17 protein-coding genes are annotated in these 17,866 nt (G+C 57.4%); 4 read left to right on the top strand and 13 right to left on the bottom strand.

The window, feature by feature from the left end; all coding sequences use genetic code 11:
- Positions 1 to 139: 139 nt before the first annotated feature.
- The 4 genes from truA to PMI17_RS10625 all read right to left on the bottom strand — a co-directional run bounded on the left by truA (position 140) and on the right by PMI17_RS10625 (position 4,019).
- Positions 140 to 946: a tRNA pseudouridine(38-40) synthase TruA gene (gene truA / locus PMI17_RS10640; protein WP_007889264.1), complete on the bottom strand. Its 807-nt coding sequence runs from the start codon at positions 944 to 946 to the stop codon at positions 140 to 142.
- On the bottom strand, positions 946 to 1,956 hold the full coding sequence (locus PMI17_RS10635; RefSeq protein WP_007889262.1) for an aspartate-semialdehyde dehydrogenase: 1,011 nt from the start codon (positions 1,954 to 1,956) through the stop codon (positions 946 to 948). Before PMI17_RS10635 ends, truA begins: the two co-directional genes overlap by 1 nt.
- A gap of 101 nt (positions 1,957 to 2,057) precedes the next feature.
- Positions 2,058 to 3,182 carry a 4-phosphoerythronate dehydrogenase PdxB gene (gene pdxB / locus PMI17_RS10630; RefSeq protein ID WP_007889261.1) on the bottom strand — a complete coding sequence of 375 codons (1,125 nt, stop codon included), beginning with the start codon at positions 3,180 to 3,182 and terminating at the stop codon, positions 2,058 to 2,060.
- A gap of 57 nt (positions 3,183 to 3,239) precedes the next feature.
- Complete coding sequence (locus tag PMI17_RS10625; protein ID WP_007889259.1) at positions 3,240 to 4,019, bottom strand: helix-turn-helix domain-containing protein; 780 nt, start codon at positions 4,017 to 4,019, stop codon at positions 3,240 to 3,242.
- Between the two features lie 94 nt (positions 4,020 to 4,113).
- On the opposite strand from PMI17_RS10625, the gene PMI17_RS10620 reads away from it, so the two are divergent.
- Together PMI17_RS10620 and flk are read left to right on the top strand one after the other, a co-directional pair.
- Positions 4,114 to 5,019, top strand: a complete 906-nt coding sequence (locus PMI17_RS10620; protein WP_007889257.1) for a DMT family transporter — start codon at positions 4,114 to 4,116, stop codon at positions 5,017 to 5,019.
- A 112-nt stretch (positions 5,020 to 5,131) separates the two neighbouring features.
- Entirely contained in the window at positions 5,132 to 6,163 is a 1,032-nt protein-coding gene (gene flk, locus PMI17_RS10615) for a flagella biosynthesis regulator Flk (RefSeq protein ID WP_007889255.1), read from the top strand.
- Here flk and PMI17_RS10610 read toward each other — a convergent pair.
- Complete coding sequence (locus tag PMI17_RS10610; RefSeq protein WP_007889239.1) at positions 6,160 to 6,603, bottom strand: rhodanese-like domain-containing protein; 444 nt, start codon at positions 6,601 to 6,603, stop codon at positions 6,160 to 6,162. The genes flk and PMI17_RS10610 overlap by 4 nt on opposite strands.
- An 86-nt stretch (positions 6,604 to 6,689) precedes the next feature.
- On the opposite strand from PMI17_RS10610, the gene PMI17_RS10605 reads away from it, so the two are divergent.
- Positions 6,690 to 8,126 (top strand): PLP-dependent aminotransferase family protein, encoded by a 1,437-nt coding sequence (locus tag PMI17_RS10605; RefSeq protein ID WP_007889238.1) that lies wholly within the window; start codon positions 6,690 to 6,692, stop codon positions 8,124 to 8,126.
- On the opposite strand, the gene PMI17_RS10600 is transcribed toward PMI17_RS10605, so the two are convergent.
- On the bottom strand, positions 8,089 to 9,270 hold the full coding sequence (locus PMI17_RS10600; protein ID WP_007889236.1) for an MFS transporter: 1,182 nt from the start codon (positions 9,268 to 9,270) through the stop codon (positions 8,089 to 8,091). The genes PMI17_RS10605 and PMI17_RS10600 overlap by 38 nt on opposite strands.
- Positions 9,271 to 9,580: 310 nt before the next feature.
- On the bottom strand, positions 9,581 to 10,795 hold the full coding sequence (fabB, locus tag PMI17_RS10595) for a beta-ketoacyl-ACP synthase I (RefSeq protein ID WP_007889234.1): 1,215 nt from the start codon (positions 10,793 to 10,795) through the stop codon (positions 9,581 to 9,583).
- A gap of 155 nt (positions 10,796 to 10,950) precedes the next feature.
- Between fabB and mnmC the strand changes: the two genes are divergently transcribed.
- Positions 10,951 to 12,963 (top strand): bifunctional tRNA (5-methylaminomethyl-2-thiouridine)(34)-methyltransferase MnmD/FAD-dependent 5-carboxymethylaminomethyl-2-thiouridine(34) oxidoreductase MnmC, encoded by a 2,013-nt coding sequence (gene mnmC, locus PMI17_RS10590; RefSeq protein WP_007889232.1) that lies wholly within the window; start codon positions 10,951 to 10,953, stop codon positions 12,961 to 12,963.
- 29 nt (positions 12,964 to 12,992) lie between these two features.
- Here mnmC and PMI17_RS10585 read toward each other — a convergent pair whose 3' ends face one another.
- The 6 genes from PMI17_RS10585 to prmB form a co-directional block, all read right to left on the bottom strand.
- A complete protein-coding gene (locus PMI17_RS10585; RefSeq protein ID WP_007889229.1) occupies positions 12,993 to 13,274 on the bottom strand; it encodes a YfcL family protein in 282 nt (93 codons plus the stop codon).
- Positions 13,275 to 13,304: 30 nt separating this feature from the next.
- On the bottom strand, positions 13,305 to 13,850 hold the full coding sequence (locus PMI17_RS10580; protein WP_007889222.1) for an elongation factor P hydroxylase: 546 nt from the start codon (positions 13,848 to 13,850) through the stop codon (positions 13,305 to 13,307).
- A 66-nt stretch (positions 13,851 to 13,916) separates the two neighbouring features.
- Complete coding sequence (locus PMI17_RS10575) at positions 13,917 to 14,714, bottom strand: sulfite exporter TauE/SafE family protein (protein ID WP_007889219.1); 798 nt, start codon at positions 14,712 to 14,714, stop codon at positions 13,917 to 13,919.
- 133 nt (positions 14,715 to 14,847) lie between these two features.
- Entirely contained in the window at positions 14,848 to 15,672 is an 825-nt protein-coding gene (mepA, locus tag PMI17_RS10570; protein ID WP_036620920.1) for a penicillin-insensitive murein endopeptidase, read from the bottom strand.
- An 8-nt stretch (positions 15,673 to 15,680) separates the two neighbouring features.
- On the bottom strand, positions 15,681 to 16,766 hold the full coding sequence (gene aroC / locus PMI17_RS10565; protein ID WP_007889217.1) for a chorismate synthase: 1,086 nt from the start codon (positions 16,764 to 16,766) through the stop codon (positions 15,681 to 15,683).
- Between the two features lie 46 nt (positions 16,767 to 16,812).
- Positions 16,813 to 17,745 (bottom strand): 50S ribosomal protein L3 N(5)-glutamine methyltransferase, encoded by a 933-nt coding sequence (prmB, locus tag PMI17_RS10560; RefSeq protein WP_007889216.1) that lies wholly within the window; start codon positions 17,743 to 17,745, stop codon positions 16,813 to 16,815.
- Positions 17,746 to 17,866 lie beyond the last annotated feature (121 nt).

The raw sequence follows: 17,866 nt of genomic DNA, 5'->3' as shown, positions 1-17,866 counted from the left end.
CCCGTCATACTTTAAGCCGCAGCTTCGTTAGCTGCGGGCGCTCACCTCGATCACTTACTGGAGTAAGCGCCCGAGGATTCACCCACTTGCCGCCTTGCTGCCGCTAGAATTATTTAGGGTATACATCCTAGATTAATGGTTAATCCGCGAGGAACAACGGTCCCAACGCAGGCTGAGGTAATGCAAAGTGGGATGGATAATCCACCGCCACCAGATAAAGTCCCTCGGCTTTGGCCGTCGCCGCCGCCAGCTTACGATCTTTGGCTGCCAGCAAGGTCGCCATCCACTCTTCCGGCTGATTGCCCGTGCCGATTTCCATCAGGCTGCCCACAATATTGCGTACCATATGGTGCACAAACGCATTGGCTTTGATGTCAATCACCACGTACGGTCCATGACGCGAAACGTTGAGATGCATCACGTTGCGCCACGGGGTGCGTGACTGGCACTGCACCGCACGGAACGAGGTAAAATCGTTTTCACCAATCAGCGCCTGGCCAGCGCGCTGCATCTTCTCCACATCCAGCGGGTGGTAATAATGGGTGATGCCATTACCTAAAATCGCCGGACGCAGCCGATGGTTATAAATCACGTAGCGATAGCGACGCGCGGTAGCGCTAAAGCGCGCATGGAAATCGTCCGGCACCGCTTTCACCCAACGTACCGCGATGTCATCGGGCAGATTGGCGTTAACACCGAGCGTCCAGGCTGCATCAGCGCGCGGCGAGGTGGTTTCGAAATGCACCACCTGCCCGGTACCGTGTACACCCGCATCGGTGCGGCCGGCGCAGAACACCACTACCGGATGGTCCGCCACCTTCGACAGCGCCTTTTCGAGCTTTTCCTGCACGCTGCGCACTTCATTTTGTCGCTGCCAGCCGTAGTAACGGCTGCCATCGTACTCAATACCCAACGCCAGCTTAAGCGTCTTACCTTCAGGCAACATTAATAGAAATACTCCTGCACCAGCTTCTCGGCCGTTTTCACCGCCATCAGTGCGCCGCCAAAGCGGATGTTGTCTGCCACAGACCAGAACTGCAGCAGCTCCGGAATGCCGTAATCATTGCGCACGCAGCCAATGCTCAGCACGTCGCTACCAGATGCATCGCCCACTTGCGTTGGATAATCGCTCTCTTCACTCAGGTTGATATCACCAGAGCGGCCGAGTTCATCGCGCGCTTCTTCTGCTGACAGCGGACGCAGATTCTCCACATGCACAATCTGCGCATTGCCGTAGAACACCGGTGCCTGCACGCTGCTGACCGCAATCGGCAAACCTTCGTCCTGCAGCACCTTACGCACCTGCTCAACCACGCGACGCTCACTCTCCACGCTGCCGTTGTTGTCAGCCAGCAGCGGCAGAATGTTGAACGCCAGTTGGCGACCAAAATAGTGCTGCTCGGCAGGCACGCCGTTCAGCAAGCGCGCACTTTCACCGGCCAGACCATCAACCGCCGCTTTACCGTGGCTGGAAGCGGCAATCAGGTTGGTCACCTGCAAACGGCTCAGACCAGCCAGATCCACCAGCGGTTTAATGGAGCACAGCAGCTGGCTCACCAGGCTGTCGGCCACGGTAATGATGTTACGGTTGCGATAATCCGCCAGCACCTGTGGGTTCACATCTGGCACCACCAGCGGCACATCCGGTTCAAGCGCAAACAGATCGCTGCTATCAATCACCAGACAACCCTGGCTCGCTGCTTCTTCGGCATAGCGAGCCGAAGCTTCACGTCCGGCGGTGAAAAACGCCAGCTGCACCTGCGTCCAGTCAAACTCGGCTGCATCCTGCACCAGCACGGTACGCCCCTCAAAACGTTTGTTCTCACCGGCACCGTTTTCACTCGCCAGTAAATACAACTCACCAACCGGGAACTGGCGTTCCGCCAGCAGTTCCAGTACAGCGTTCCCTACTGCGCCTGTTGCGCCCAGTAGCGCGATATTCCAGCCGTCAGACATGTTGGTTTACTCCAGACAATGACACAAAAACAGAAGGCGATGAAAACATGCCCGAGATTTAGGAATTATCCCCCGCATTTTTGCAGGTGATTGAAATATCTTTACAAACTGGCGCGAAAGCCCAGTTGATTGAGCATCGCCGCCGTTTCGGCATCATCGCAATTCACCTGCAGCGATGACCACTCGCGACGCTCTTCATACTGCTTGCGCAGGCGATCAAACTCGCCCGGCTTTGCTGCCACTTTGCGCAGTGGCGCATCGTCGCGGCGCACATCATACACCAGATGCACTAAGCGTTTTAGCGTTGGCTGATCGAGCTTACCACGCAGGGTAATCGCGCCAAATTCGGGCGCAGGCAGCAGACTCTCAAGTGCAACTTGCTGCGGCTGACCGATAAAGTCGCACCAGGCTTCAAACACCTGCGTGGTACCGCGCGCTTTACCTTCCAGCGTGTAACCGGCGATATGTGCAGTGGCGATATCGACTTTATCCAGCAGGTCGAGCGACAAGTCCGGCTCCGGCTCCCACACATCCAGCACCACGCTAAGATCGTGACGCATCTTCAACACTTCCAACAGCGCGGCGTTGTCTACCACCGGACCGCGACAGGCGTTAATTAAAATAGTGTTGGGTTTAAGCGCCATCAGCAGTGCCGCATCGGCCAGATGCCAGCTCTTATATGGGCCATCTTTAAACAGTGGCGTGTGGAAGGTCAGGATATCGGCCTGCGCCACCAGCTCACCGAGAGAATGGAAGGTTTCCTCATCGCCGCGATCGGCGCGTGGAGGATCGCATAGCAAGGTTTTCACACCCCACGCCGCAAGACGCTTTTGCAGACGACCACCCACATTACCCACGCCAACAATACCCACCGTGCGATCGCGCAGTTCAAAGCCATCGCGCTCCGCCAGCAGCAGCAGCGAGGAGAAGACATATTCCACCACTGCAATGGCGTTACAACCTGGCGCAGCAGAGAAGCTGATACCTGCCGCCGCCAGCGACGCCTCATCAATATGATCGGTTCCCGCGGTCGCGGTGCCGACAAACTTCACCGGCGTGCCGGCCAGCAGCGCCGCGTTTACTTTGGTAACCGAACGTACCATCAATCCGCTGGCATCCTGCAGTTCCGCTTCCGGCAACGGACGTCCCGGCACCGCTAACACATCGCCGGTGCGGCTAAACAGTTCACGGGCATAAGGCATATTTTCATCGACGAGAATTTTCACTGCGGCGGTCCTGTCTGGTTGAAATCAACGGGGCATATTTTGGCATAAAGCCGGGGATTAACCTAACCGACTGCGATAGCGATCGGGCGTGGTTCCGGCCTGCTGCTGGAACATCACAATCAGCGCCGAAGCCGAGCTGTAACCCAGCTCATGGGCGATGCCCTGCACGCTGCAGCCCTGCTCAAGCAGCGCAATTGCGCGCAGAAAGCGTAAACGCTGCCGCCACTCGCTGAACGACATATTCAGCTGCTGCTGACAGCGTCGCGCTAGCGTACGCTCGGTGGTAAACACGCGCTTCGCCCATTGTGCCAGCGTGGTGTTATCGCCGGGATGGGCTTCCAGCGCGCGCAAAATTGGCGCAAGAAATTTGTCATCCGTCATCGGTAAATAGCTGTTATGCACCGGCGCCTGCCGCAGGCGATCAATCAACACCTCGCACAAACGCCAGTCGGCCTGCGTTTGCGGCTGCGCCAATTCACGATGGGCAAAATCATTCATGATGGCGTGCGCGATGGCATCGACATGCAGCAAGCAGGCTTTTTCCGGCAGGCCTGCGCAGAGATCGGCGGCAAGATTGAAGGTGCGAAAACGCGCATCGTTGTGGTTATAGCTGCTGTGGCGATGACCCGCCGGGATCCAGATCGGGATATCTGCGGGCGTCAGCAGACGCTCCCCCTCCACTTCCATCTCCAGCACGTGGCTAGTGACGAAAATTACCTGCCCCCAATCGTGCGCGTGCGCCAGGTATTCGGTCTTCGCGTTGACTTCGTCGTAACGCATAAAGTAGCGCAGTAAAGGCGCATCAATCGGCGGCTGGTATTCAACTTGAAGATTCATTCTGTCCGGTCACTAACGAATATTGTCCGATTTTAACTATCTACTTTAAACCGGTCAAACGTAAACTATTCGCGATTATTTGAGGAGCTGTATCATGAATTTACTGTTTCCGCTGATCGCGGTGCTGATCTGGTCGATCAACACTATCGTCAGCAAACTCTCGGCAGGAAGTATCGATCCTGCGGCGATCTCCTTCTATCGCTGGTTATTGGCGCTGGTGGTGCTGGCACCGTTTTGCCTGCCGGGCGTATGGCGCCATCGTCTGACGATTAAAGCCAACGGCTGGCGCTTGCTGATCCTCGGGCTACTCGGCATGGTGCTGTATCAAAGTCTCGCCTATTATGCGGCGCACAGCGTGTCGGCGGTGATGATGGGGATTCTCGGCGCGACCATTCCGCTGTTGACCATTCTGCTTAGCCTGGTGGTGCTGCGCCTCGCGCCAACCCGCGGTATTTTGATTGGCGGCCTGCTGTCGTTCGCCGGTTTAGTGTGGCTGGTGAGCGAAGGCAATCCGGCGCAGCTGCTCAATCAGCGTCTCGGCAATGGCGAACTGATGATGCTGGCGGCATCAACCTCCTACGCCTTGTACGGCGTGCTGACCAAGCGCTGGGCCATTCCGCTGCCGACCTGGCAAAGCCTGTACGTGCAGATTTTCTTCGGCGTGCTGCTGCTGCTGCCCGGTTTCCTGCGCGCGCCGGACGTGACGCTTAATATGCATAATGTGCCGCTGGTGCTGTATGCCGGACTGTTTGCGTCGATTATTGCGCCGTTCCTGTGGATTCTGGGCGTGCAACGTCTGGGTGCCAGCACCACCAGCATTTTTATGAATTTCGTACCGGTGTTTACGGCGATTATTGCGGTGATGTTCCTGCATGAGCAGCTGCATGCCTATCACTGGATTGGTGGTGGCATGACGTTAGTGGGCGTGATTCTGGCGCAACGTCTGAAAACCCCGTTACGCAAGCCGCGCAACGCCACCCTTCCCGACCCCGCCACCTGATTTTATTATCCGGAAAGGCCGCAGCCCCCGTGGATTTCCTGGGGGCTTTTGCTATCATGTGGCCTCTTTTTTCCGGCGCACCCGGATCTGACCCGTTTTCAAGGATTCCGCCATGCAACCTCTCAGCGGTCCCGGTGTGCCCGCGGGCGATCGTTCCCCTTTATCTCAAGCAACTGGCCCGACACGTCCGGGTGGTCCAGCCGGTGAACAGCCCTTGTCTCCTGCCCAGCGCACCACGCTGGAGCGCCTGATTGTGCGCATCATGTCGCTGAGCACGCTTAAAGCGCCAGAGTTGTGGGCCGGTGTCCGCCACGAAGTCGGCGTAAAGAGTGAAGCCGAGCTGCAATCACGCCACTTCCCGGCGGCGGAACAGCATCTCAATGGTCGCTTAACCCAGGTGCAAAATAGCCTCGCCACGCGCCAGTTGCTGCAGCAGCTGCTGGAAAAACTGCCGCAAGGCAACAATCGCCAGGCGGTAAGCGACTTTATCCGTCAGCAATTTAACCAAACGGTATTGAGTGCGCTGTCGCAGGATCAGCTGCGTCAGGTGCTGACCATGCTGCAAAATGGCCAGATGGCGATTCCGCAGCCGCAGCAAACGCGCGTTTCCGACCGCAGCCTGCTTCCGGCAGAGCAGCAATCGCTGAATCAGCAGGTGACACGCCTTGCGGCTACCACCGGCGAATCACCGGTGAAGCTGCTGGCCGATACGCTGAAGCTGGTGAATCTGAAAAGTGGCGATCCAATCCCTTCACGCCACTTCCCGCTGCTCACCCAGTATTTGCAGGTTCGTCAAACGCTGGCGCAGCATAGCGCGCCGACCTTGCAGATGCTGGAAACCTCATTGAAGCAGCCGCTCACCCATGATGAACAGCGACTGCTGGAGGATTACAGCCAGCAGCGTTTCCAGGCGCTGCCGAATACCGTGTTAACGCCGGCGCAGACGCAGGATCTGCTGAATCTGCTGTTTAGCCGCCGCGCTGAAAAACTGCATGAACAGCCGCTGGCGGATAATGAAATTCGCCCGCAGCCCATTTGGTCGCCGTTTATTCAGATGCTGCCGCAGCCGCTGGCTCAGCGCCCTGCCCTGACGTTGATTGTTGCGATTTTCGTGTTCATCTTCTTGTTGTGGCTGTTTATCTAGCAGCCGCAGTTGGCAGCGGGCGTGGCGTGCGGCCATTCGCCCGCTGCCGCACCCCACGCCAGCGGATGACCATCGCGCTTCCAGAAATCCAGCCCACCAATTAACTCTTTCACCTGAAAACCCAGCGATGCCAGCTTGAGTGCAGCTTTGGTTGAGCCGTTACAGCCGATGCCGTCGCAATAGGTGACATACACTTTGCTGCGATCGAGATGCGCCGTGGATTGCGCATTCATAGTGCGATGCGGAAACGATATCGCGCCACAAAGGTGTCCCGCCTGATAAACCTCGCTGGAGCGCGCGTCGATCACCACAATCGCTGTGATACCCTGCGCCAAATCTTCCGCCAAATCCCACGCATCGGTGTAGTACGCCAGTTTATGTTGCAAATAGGCCACGCTTTCATTCGCGCTGGCTGGCGCAACGTTCAATACCGCTGACATCGCATTCTCCTGTTGTGATTTTCCCTCAGTTTACGGCAAAGTGGTCTGCATCCTGATACCACTTTTAGCGATGCGATAAGACCGCGATGAACACGTCATTTTTGGCCCTGTTTAGCCATCAGCCACAAGGGGGTTTACGTCAGCGCTTGTGCAATACCTTGCGCCAGGCGATTGCCAGCGGACATCTGCGACACGCGCAGAGACTGCCTTCCAGCCGCCAGCTGGCGCACGATTTATCGCTGTCGCGCGTGACGGTGGAAGCCGCTTACGCGCAGCTGGAAAGCGAAGGCTATCTGCAGCGCCACGGCGGGCGCGGCACGTTTGTCTCCATTAAGATGGTGCCGCCCGCAGTGAAAGCACCTATCGACCGCTCACCGCACTTTTCCCAGCGCGGCCAGCAGGTGCTGGCCACCGGTGGCTGTCAGGATCCGCCCTTTCCACATGCGTTTGCCGCGGGTTCGCCAGAGTTACGCGCCTTCCCGCACGCGCAGTGGCGTCGCATCAGCAATCAGGTGCAGCGTTCGCTGGGCAGCAAAGTGATGGGCTATGGCGATCCGCTCGGGCTGCCATCGCTGCGGCGGGCGGTGGCCGACTATCTGGCACTTTCACGCGGCGTACGCTGCTCGGCAGAACAGGTGGTGATGCTCACCAGTTCACAGCAGGCGCTGCAGTTACTGGCGCTGATGTTCCTCGATGCAGGCGATGAAGTGTGGCTGGAGGAGCCGGGTTATCCCGGCGCACGCAACGCGTTTCTCGCCGCCGGGGCGAACTGTCGCGCTATGCCGCTGGATGCAGAAGGTGCCGTTCCCCTCAACGGCAGCGCGAAGTTGGTGTATCTGACGCCCGCGCACCACTATCCAACCGGCACGTCAATGAGCCTGGCGCGCCGGTTACAGTGGCTGGCGTGGGCGCAGCAGCATGATAGCTGGTTGATTGAGGATGATTACGACAGCGAATTTCACTATGAGGATCGCCCAGCCCCGGCGTTGCAAGGATTAGAAGTGGATGGTCGGGTGATTTGCCTCGGCACCTTTTCCAAAACGCTGTTCCCCTCGCTGCGGCTGGCGTGGATGGTCGTGCCACCGCAGTTGGTTGAGGCGCTGGGCCGCGCGCGCAGCGTGATGGATGGCCACAGCGCACTGCTGCCACAGGCGATTACCGCAGAGTTTCTGCAACAAGGCCATTTTGCCAGCCATCTGCGCCTGATGCGCCAGCTGTATCGCAGTCGACGTGACTGCTTGCTCGAACAAATCGAAACGCGTCTGCAACCCTGGCTACAACCCCTACCGGCGGCGGGAGGCTTACAGTTGACGGTGCAGCTAATCCAGGGTGATGAAGCGCACTTAACCGCACAGGCTAAAAAGACGGGATTGTTGCTGCCGCGTCTGTCACCGCTTTATGCCAATGATGCAAGGCAATCAGGTTGGTTGCTGGGGTTTGCGGCGCTGACGCCCGGAGAAATTGTCAGCGCCTGCGATAAGTTGGTTACGCTGTTGTCGCTCCACGCGCAAACGTCCAGGTAACCAAAATTCCCAGTGCGGCGCAGCAGGCACCGGCAACATACACCGAACCGTAACCCAGCGCCGTCGCCAGTAAACCGGTTAAGGGGCCGCTGGCACCGTAAGCGATATCCTGAAAAGCGGAGAAGCCACCGAGCGCAGTGCCACGAATCTGCGGCGATACGCGCTTAATCACTTCGACGCCCAGCGCGGGGAAGATCAGCGAGCAACCGCAGCCGGTCAACGCCGCGCCAATCAGCGCCATCCAGCCGGAACTGGCAAACGCCAGCAGCAGTAAGCCGGCAGTTTCTACCAGCAATGACACCATCGCCACTTTTACGCCACCGTGCCGATCCGGCAAGCCGCCAAAGAACACGCGCACCAATACAAATGCGCAGCCAAAGGCGGTGAGTGCGAAACCGGCATTGCCCCAGTTTTCCGCCGCAAAATAGAGTGAAGTGAAAGTACCGATGACGGCAAAACCGGTGCCCTGCAGCGCCAGCGCCAGTCCCGGCTGGAAGATGGTTTTTACCACGCTGAACAGCGAGGGCCGCTCACCGCCGACAACCGGCACCTTGCGAATCCAGCAATTGATCGCCAGTGACAACAAAGGCAACAGCAGCGCAACCGCGCCGAGTGCGGCAAAACCGCCATGCTGATTAATCAGCAAGCCCAGTGGAGCGCCAGCCGCCAGCGATCCGTAAATCGCCATGCCGTTCCACGACATCACCAGGCCAGAGCGTTTACTGCCCACCAGTCCCATCCCCCAGGTGAGGTTTCCGGTCAGCAGTAAGCTTTCACCAAATCCCAACATCAGGCGCCCCAGCGCCAGTAAACCAAATTTCGCCCAGGGTGAAACCGGCAACAGCGCGGCAGCCAGATAAGCCACGCCCACCAATGCAATGGCAATCATGCCGTGCTGCGTAGTCAGCTTCGCGCCGTGCTGATCGGCACGACGGCCGGCAAAGCTACGCGTCAACAGCGTGGCAAAGAACTGAATACCCACCGCTACACCGACCATCAGATTGCTCATGCCGAGTTCCTGATGGACATACAGCGGGATCACCGGCAGCGCCAGGCCGGCGGTCAGATAAGTCAGAAACACCGCAAAGGAGGTGCAGGCTAAGGGCAGAACGGATTGCGCCTGCGCGTCAGCAGTCGTGGTCATGATCGGTCGAACTCCTTGTAATAACCAGACTCACGCTTGCTGCCATAACAGAAACGGGATATTTGGTTCATATTTAGCAGGAAGTGATACTTTTGTTTCGGATGGAAAGAGAGTGTAGGCAAGCAGGAGGTGAGTTGTCAAAAACAACAAGGGCCGGATTAGCCGGCCCTTAGGTATATTCTGGAAGATAACCCTAAATAATTCGAGTTGTGGGAAGGCGGCAAGTATGTAAATCCCCAGGAGCTTACTGAAGTAAGTGACTGGGGTGAGCATACGCAGCCAACGCACCCACGGCTCGAAGTATGATGGGTTATAGTTTGCGCATAGTCAGCGTGGCATTGGTGCCACCGAAACCGAAGCTGTTCGACATCACGGTAGTCAACGCTTTTTCGGTCGGCTTGGTCACAATGTTCAGACCTTTACCGGCTTCATCCAGCTCTTCAATGTTAATGCTTGGCGCGATAAAACCGTGCTCCAGCATCAGCAAGGTGTAGATCGCTTCCTGCACGCCCGCCGCACCCAGAGAGTGACCGGTCATGGCTTTGGTGGCAGAGATGGACGGTGAGTTGTCGCCGAACACTTCGCGAATTGCACCCAGCTCTTTCACATCACCCACTGGCGTTGAGGTGCCGTGCGTGTTGAGGTAATCAATTGGGGTATCCAGGCCTTGCATTGCCATTTTCATGCAGCGCACGGCGCCTTCGCCTGAAGGAGCAACCATATCTGCGCCATCTGAAGTGGCGCCGTAGCCCACGATTTCAGCGTAGATGTGTGCACCACGTGCCAGAGCGTGTTCCAGCTCTTCCACTACCACCATACCGCCGCCGCCTGCGATGACGAAACCGTCGCGGTTGGCATCGTAAGTACGTGACGCTTTTTCAGGTGCTTCGTTGTATTTGGTCGACAGCGCGCCCATCGCATCGAACTCACAAGCCATTTCCCAGCTCAGCTCTTCGCCGCCGCCAGCAAATACGATGTCCTGTTTGCCCAGCTGAATCTGCTCAACGGCGTTACCGATGCAGTGTGCAGAAGTCGCACAAGCTGAACTGATTGAGTAGTTAACGCCGTGGATTTTAAACGGGGTTGCCAGGCAAGCCGAAACGCCTGAACCCATCGCTTTGGTTACCACATAAGGCCCCACTGCTTTCAGGCCGCGTGGGCTACGCATCGCGTCCGCACCAAACACCTGATAACGCGGAGAACCGCCGCCTGAGCCGGCAATCAGGCCAACGCGTGGATTTTGCTGATACTGTTCGTCAGTCAGGCCAGAGTCTTTGATAGCTTCAGCCATAGACAGGTAAGCGTAGATCGAAGCATCACTCATAAAACGCACGATTTTGCGATCGATGAGCCCGTTGGTATCCAGTTTGACGTTGCCCCATACGTGGCTGCGCATTCCGGCATCTCTCATCTCTTCAGAGAAAGTAATACCTGAACGGCCTTCACGCAGAGAAGCCAGCACTTCTTGCTGGTTATTACCAATGCTGGAAACAATACCCAGGCCAGTAATCACTGCACGTTTCATTCAATAGTCCTCGTTCCACTCTTTTGGATTGACGTGCACTCTAGCGTACAGTTGTAAGCCGAACAAGTCCGATCAGCCATTTCATTTTGTAAATTTGCGTCATGTGACGTCTGTCGCTAAACTCGCGCCACTGCCTGAAATATGAGCCTTTCCCCGTGAAAATAACCCCGGTTGAACATGCCCAAATAAACTGGAATGAACAGGGTACACCTGTGTCTCGAGTGTTTGGTGACGTCTATTTCTCCAATGATAATGGACTGGAGGAAACGCGCTATGTGTTCCTCGATGGCAACCAGATTCCGCAACGTTTTGCCGATCATGCGCGCGATTTATTTATTGTTGCCGAGAGCGGTTTTGGGACTGGTCTGAACTTTCTCACCCTGTGGCAAGCCTTCGATCGCTTCCGCGCCGCGCATCCTCATGCCCCGCTAAAGCGCCTGCACTTTATCAGCTGTGAAAAATTCCCGCTGACGCACGCGGATTTGGTCGCCGCCCACGCGCATTGGCCAGAGCTACAGCCGTGGGCTGCACAGCTGCAACAGCAGTGGCCACAGGCGTTACCGGGCTGTCAGCGCCTGCTGTTTAACGGCGGCGAAGTGACGCTTGATCTCTGGTTTGGTGATATTAACGCGCTAATTCACACCTTTGATGACAGTCTGAATCGTCAGGTGGATGCCTGGTTCCTTGATGGCTTCGCACCGGCGAAAAATCCGGAGATGTGGACGCCCGAGCTGTTCGCCGCGATGGCACGCCTGGCGCGTCCGGGCGGCACGCTGGCAACCTTTACCGCGTCTGGCTTTGTACGCCGCGGCTTGCAGGACGCGGGTTTCAGCATGCAGAAACGCAAAGGATTCGGCCACAAGCGTGAAATGCTGATCGGTTCACTGCAGCACGCGGTTGCATTGCCGCACAGCCAGCCGTGGTACGCGCGACAGCAAGCAGCCAGCCAGGATGTGGCGTTGATTGGCGGCGGCGTTGCCAGCGCAGTGCTGGCATTGGCGTTGCTGCGTCGTGGTTGGCGCGTCACCTTATATTGCGCTGATGATGCGCCAGCATTGGGCGCATCCGGCAATCGTCAGGGCGCGCTCTATCCGCTGCTGAATCAGCACGATCCGGCGCTGGCCACCTTTTTCCCGGCCGCCTTTAGTTTCGCCCGTCGTCTTTACGATCGCCTGCCGGTGATGTTTGAACATGACTGGAGCGGCGTGCTGCAGCTCGGCTGGGATGCAAAAAGCGCCGAGAAAATCGCGCAGATGCTCAGTATGGATCTGCCGCACGAAATCGCCTGCGGCGTTAATAAAGAAGAAGCGGAGCAGCTGGCGGGCGTCGAACTCGGTTTCGGCGGCATTTTCTATCCGCAAGGTGGCTGGCTGTCACCTTCGCAGCTGACCAGCAATCTGCTGGAACATGCGCAATCGCTGGGATTACGCCTTCACTGGCAGCATCGTCTTACTCAGTTAACACCTGATGGAGATCGCTGGACGCTGCACTTTAGCCAGCAGCCGCCGGTGCAGCATCAGCAGGTGGTGCTGGCGAATGGACATGCGCTGCTGGAGATTGAGCAGAGTAAAGCGCTGCCGGTCTATGCTGTCGCGGGTCAGGTGAGTCACGTACCCACTAATCCGTCGCTCGGCGAACTGCGCACCGTGCTGTGTTATGACGGCTATCTCACGCCGGTCAGCCCCACTTTCGCTACCCATTGCATGGGTGCCAGCTATCACCGTGGCGATACCGCGACTGATTTTCGCGCCGACGACCAGCAAGAAAATCGTCAGCGGCTAATCAACTGCCTACCAGAAAGCGCATGGCCACAGCAGGTAGATGTCAGTGACCATCAGGCGCGTTGCGGCGTGCGTTGCGCCACGCGCGATCATCTGCCGATGAGTGGCAGCGCGCCGGATTACGACGCCACTTTGGCGCAGTATGCGGATCTTCCGGAACAGCGAGCGCACGGTGCAACCGTGGCCGAGGCGCCAGTGCATGCAGGGTTATTTGTGCTGGGGGCGTTGGGATCGCGCGGCTTGTGCAGCGCACCTTTAGCAGCCGAAGTGCTGGCGGCACAGATGAGCGGTGAACCGCAGCCGCTGGATGCAGCGACGCTGGCGGCCATGCATCCAAATCGCTACTGGGTACGTAAACTGCTGAAGGGCAAAAAGGCGGGTCGATAATCTGCGGGGCGAACGATCGCCCCGAAAAGTTAAGCGCTCTGGCGCGCCTGCAGGAACAGATTGTCCCACATGCCAGTGACTAAGGCCTGATCGCGTGGCGACAACTCACCAGCTGCAATGGCTTTTTGCAGGCTGTTGGTGACGTGAGTTTGCAGCGCTTCCGGCGTGTGTTCGCCACTCAGCTCAATCTCCGCCACTGCCAGGGTCAGATGACCACGCAGATAGCCGCCAGCAAACAGCTCATCATCGCTGGCGTGATCGACCATGTCATCAATCAGGGCCAGAATGCGGGTCTCAAATTCTACGATCATCTCTTCCTCTCTTCTTATATCCTTTGCGGATTATAGATCTTCCGGCCAAGGGAATTGTGCCGCCGTCAGTGCCGGCGTGCCGTAATACTGGATTAACGCCTCGATAAAACGTGCCGGTCGCGGCGGAATGCCCTGCTCCAGATAAGTCATCACCTGTGCATGAACCTTGCGCTGAAACGCTATGCGATCTGGCTCACAATCGCCTTCGAGATTGTCACAACTTACATTGAAGGGAAAGCCCGCCGCAACGCAGAACAACCACTCCAGCGCCTGCGGTTTAACTTCCACCGCTTCAAACTGGCTCTGCGTTTGCGCATCGCGGCCGTCCGGGCAGTACCAATAGCCAAAATCCACCAGTTTGCGGCGTGCTTCACCGGCAATGCACCAGTGGGAAATTTCGTGCAGCCCGCTGGCATAGTAGCCGTGCGCGAATACCACGCGATTCCACGGTGAGGTTTCATCCGCTGGAAGATAAATAGGTTCGTCGTCGCCTTTAATTAGACGGGTCTGAAAATCGTCAACAAAGCAGCCATCAAAGATGGCAATCAGCTGATCGTAATGGTGTGTTGTACTCATAATTTTTAATCTTTAAAAAAACCGGCGCCATTGTCGCATTGGCAGCCGGTCTTGACGAGTATTGGATTACAGCGTTGCCAGCCAGGCCATCACTTCGCTGCCGTGGCTATCCCACAATAATTTGGCGCTCATCACCGCAGAAACCGTCACCACCATCGGGCGGATCAGCTTCTGGCCGCGGCTCAGCACCAGCCTGGCGCCGAGGCGCGCGCCGATAAAGGCCCCAAGCAGCATAATCGCGCCGGTGCCCCACACCACTTTTCCGCCGAACATAAAGAACAGCAAACTGCCAAAATTCGAAGTGAAATTTAGGATTTTGGCGTGGGCGGTGGCTTTCGCCAGATTAAAGCCGCACAGCGTGACGAAGGCCAGCGCGTAAAAGGAACCTGCGCCTGGACCAAAGAAGCCGTCGTAGAAACCGACGCAGCCGCCGCCGACCAGCGCATAGGGCAAACCGTGCAAGCGACGTTCGCGATCCGCTTCTCCCAATCGTGGCATCAGCAGGAACCACAAACCAATGCAGATCAGCAGCAGCGGCAAGATTTGGCGCAGCACATCCGCTTGTAAATGCTGAATCAGGATGGTGCCGCCGACGGCGCCGAGAAAGGTCATGGCGATATTCAGCCACTGCTCATTCAGCTTCACCGCACCGCGACGGATGAAATAGAGGCTGGCGGAGAAGGATCCGCCGACCGACTGCAGTTTATTGGTGGCTAGCGCCTGCGCGGGAGAAAGCCCGGCTGCCAGCAACGACGGCACGGTGAGCAAACCACCGCCACCGGCGATGGAGTCGATAAATGCCGCCAGCATCGCCACAAAAAACAGCACGCCGATGATCAGCGGGCTAACAACAAACCAATCCATTTTATTCCTCAAATAACCGCGATCCTTTGAGCTGCAGCTGCGTTGGCTGCGCTCGCTCACTCCAGTCACTTACTCAAGTAAGCTCCTGGAGTTGAACGAACTTGCCGCCTTGCTGCAACTCAAATTCTCACGGTTATAGTAAGTGATGGTCTAATAAAGACTGACATGACGGCGGCAATGGCGGTGGCGTCTTTTTCACCGGCGGCGTGCTGCCGGGTTTTTTCGGCAGGAACCAGCTATCCAGCTCGGCACCACAGCCATCGCCTGGCGGCTGTGCGGCTTGATCCTCGCACTCCAGACTGCCGGCCGGACAGCGCAGACGCACGTGCATATGCGCGCGATGGGCAAACCACGGACGCACTTTATTTAACCACGCGCGATCGCTACCCGCATCGGCACACAGCTGCCGTTTAATCGCCGGGTTGACGAAGATACGTGTGACTTCCTCATCTTTCGCCGCCAGTTTAATCAGGCTATCAATTTGGGGTTGCCAGTGACGCGCAATGACCTGCTTATCATCCGCAGAGACCAGATCGAGCGGCTGCGGCTTCAGCAATTGCTGCGCCGTCCAGCGGGTTTTCGGTAGCTGCAGCCAGATATCAACGTCGAGACCGGTTTGATGGCTGGCGTGGCCGCTGCTGAAACGTCCACCTGCTGCCATACCCATATCACCAATCAGCACTTGTCCCAGCTGCAGCTGATGAACCTGGGTACTGAGGCGCTGGATAAAGGCGATGAGATCGGGATGACCGAAATAGCGGCGCTGATCCTGGCGCATCACCTGATAATTTGCTGAGTTAAGCGGCAGCTGTTGCGCACCCACAATACAGCCGTTGGCGAAACCGCCAATCGACTGGGGAGTGCCGGCAATCGGCTGATGGATTTGCTGCCACGGCGTCGCGGCAACGGCGGCCGCACTGCACAACAGCGCGGCACAGGTGATGAGCAGACAGCGCATCATCGGGCTTACCAGCGTGGAACGCTGCTGTTGACGTCACCGTTTTGCGCGCGCTGGCGCAGCAGGTGATCCATCAACACGATCGCCATCATCGCTTCGGCAATCGGTACCGCACGGATGCCGACGCAAGGATCGTGACGACCTTTAGTGATCATCTCCACTTCTTCGCCGTCACGTGTGATGGTGTTGCCTGGCACGGTAATGCTCGACGTTGGTTTCATCGCCAGATTGGCACTGATGGTTTGGCCGCTGCTGATGCCGCCTAAAATGCCGCCCGCATGGTTGCTCTGAAAACCGTTCGCGCGAATTTCATCGCGATGCTGGCTGCCACGCTGGTTGATCACCGCGAAACCGTCGCCGATCTCTACGCCTTTCACCGCGTTGATGCTCATCAGCGCATGCGCCAGATCCGCATCCAGACGATCAAACACCGGCTCGCCTAAGCCCGGCGGCACGTTTTCGGCCAGCACGGTGACTTTGGCGCCAATGGAATCGCCCTCTTTTTTTAGGCCGCGCATCAGTTCATCCAGCGCCTCCAGCTTGGATGCATCCGGGCAGAAGAACGGGTTCTCTTCCACGATGCTCCAGTCTTTCAACTCGCAGGCCACGTCGCCAATCTGTGCCAGATAGCCGCGCACCACAATGCCGTGCTTCATCTGCAGATACTTCTTGGCAATTGCACCTGCCGCTACGCGCATCGCGGTTTCACGTGCGGAAGAGCGTCCGCCGCCGCGATAGTCGCGCAGGCCATATTTCTGCTCGTAGGTGTAATCGGCATGACCCGGACGGAACAGATCTTTGATGGTGCCGTAATCCTGCGAACGCTGATCGGTGTTTTCAATCAGCAGGCCGATCGAGGTGCCGGTGGTGACGCCCTCAAACACGCCGGACAAAATTTTCACCTGATCCGGCTCGCGGCGCTGGGTGGTGTAGCGCGAGGTGCCAGGACGACGGCGATCGAGATCGTGCTGAATATCGGCTTCGGTGAGCGGAATGCCGGGTGGCACGCCATCAACGATGCAGCCCAGCGCAATACCATGCGACTCGCCAAAAGTGGTTACGCGAAAAACTTGTCCGATGCTGTTTCCGGCCATGCTGGTTCCTTGTTGCGATGTTGCGGGCGAGCACTCGCCCGCGTATTTAGTCTTTAAAGAATGAGAAGTGATGCTGTGCTGCGACAATTTGCTCACGCGTCAGCATAAACACGCCGTCACCGCCGTTATCGAACTCCAGCCAGGTAAACGGCACATCTGGATATTGATCGATCATGTGCACCATGCTGTTGCCGACTTCGCAAATCAGCACGCCCTGCTCGGTGAGGTATTCTGGCGCACAGGCCAGAATGCGACGCACCAGTTTCAGGCCGTCGCTACCCGCAGCCAGGCCAAGCTCCGGCTCGTGGCGGTATTCGTTCGGCAGATCGTCCATATCTTCCGCATCCACGTAAGGTGGATTGGTGACGATCAGATCGTATTTTACCGGCGGCAAGTTGCGGAACAGATCGGCACGAATCGGCGTGACGTGGTTCAGCAAGCCATGCTCTTCAATGTTCTGCTCGGCGACGGCCAGCGCATCGGTGGAGATATCCACTGCATCCACTTCCGCTTCCGGGAAAGCATAAGCACAGGCAATGGCGATGCAGCCGCTGCCGGTACACATATCAAGGACGTGATTAGGCGAATCACTGATCAAACCGGCAAAACGGTTCTCAATCAGCTCGCCAATCGGTGAACGCGGCACTAATACGCGCTCATCAACGTAAAATTCGTGGCCACAGAACCAGGCTTTATTGGTGAGATAAGCCACCGGAATGCGCTCGTTAACGCGGCGAATTACGCGCTCGACAATGCGATGCCGCTCGCTAGCGGTCAGGCGCGCGTTGCGCATATCTTCTGGAATATCCAGCGGCAGCCACAGCGTAGGCAGAACCAGTTGGACTGCTTCGTCCCAGGGATTATCCGTGCCGTGACCGTACCAAATGCCAGCCGCCGAAAAACGGCTGACAGCCCAGCGCAGCATGTCCTGAATGGTGTGCAGTTCATTCACTGCCTCATCGACGAATATCTTGTCCACGTAGCCCTCCGCAGGCCATAAAATCAATCGGCCGATAGTGTGCCACGAAGCCGGGCAGAATTCAGCGCGGCGAGGTGAAAAAGCTGACATTTGTTAACGCTAACGGTTAAGGTATGCCACC

The organism is Pantoea sp. GM01 (assembly GCF_000282675.1).
GTDB lineage: Bacteria > Pseudomonadota > Gammaproteobacteria > Enterobacterales > Enterobacteriaceae > Pantoea > Pantoea nemavictus.
The sequence above is the reverse complement of the archived record's forward strand: the minus strand, read 5'-3'. Positions and strand labels throughout refer to the sequence as shown.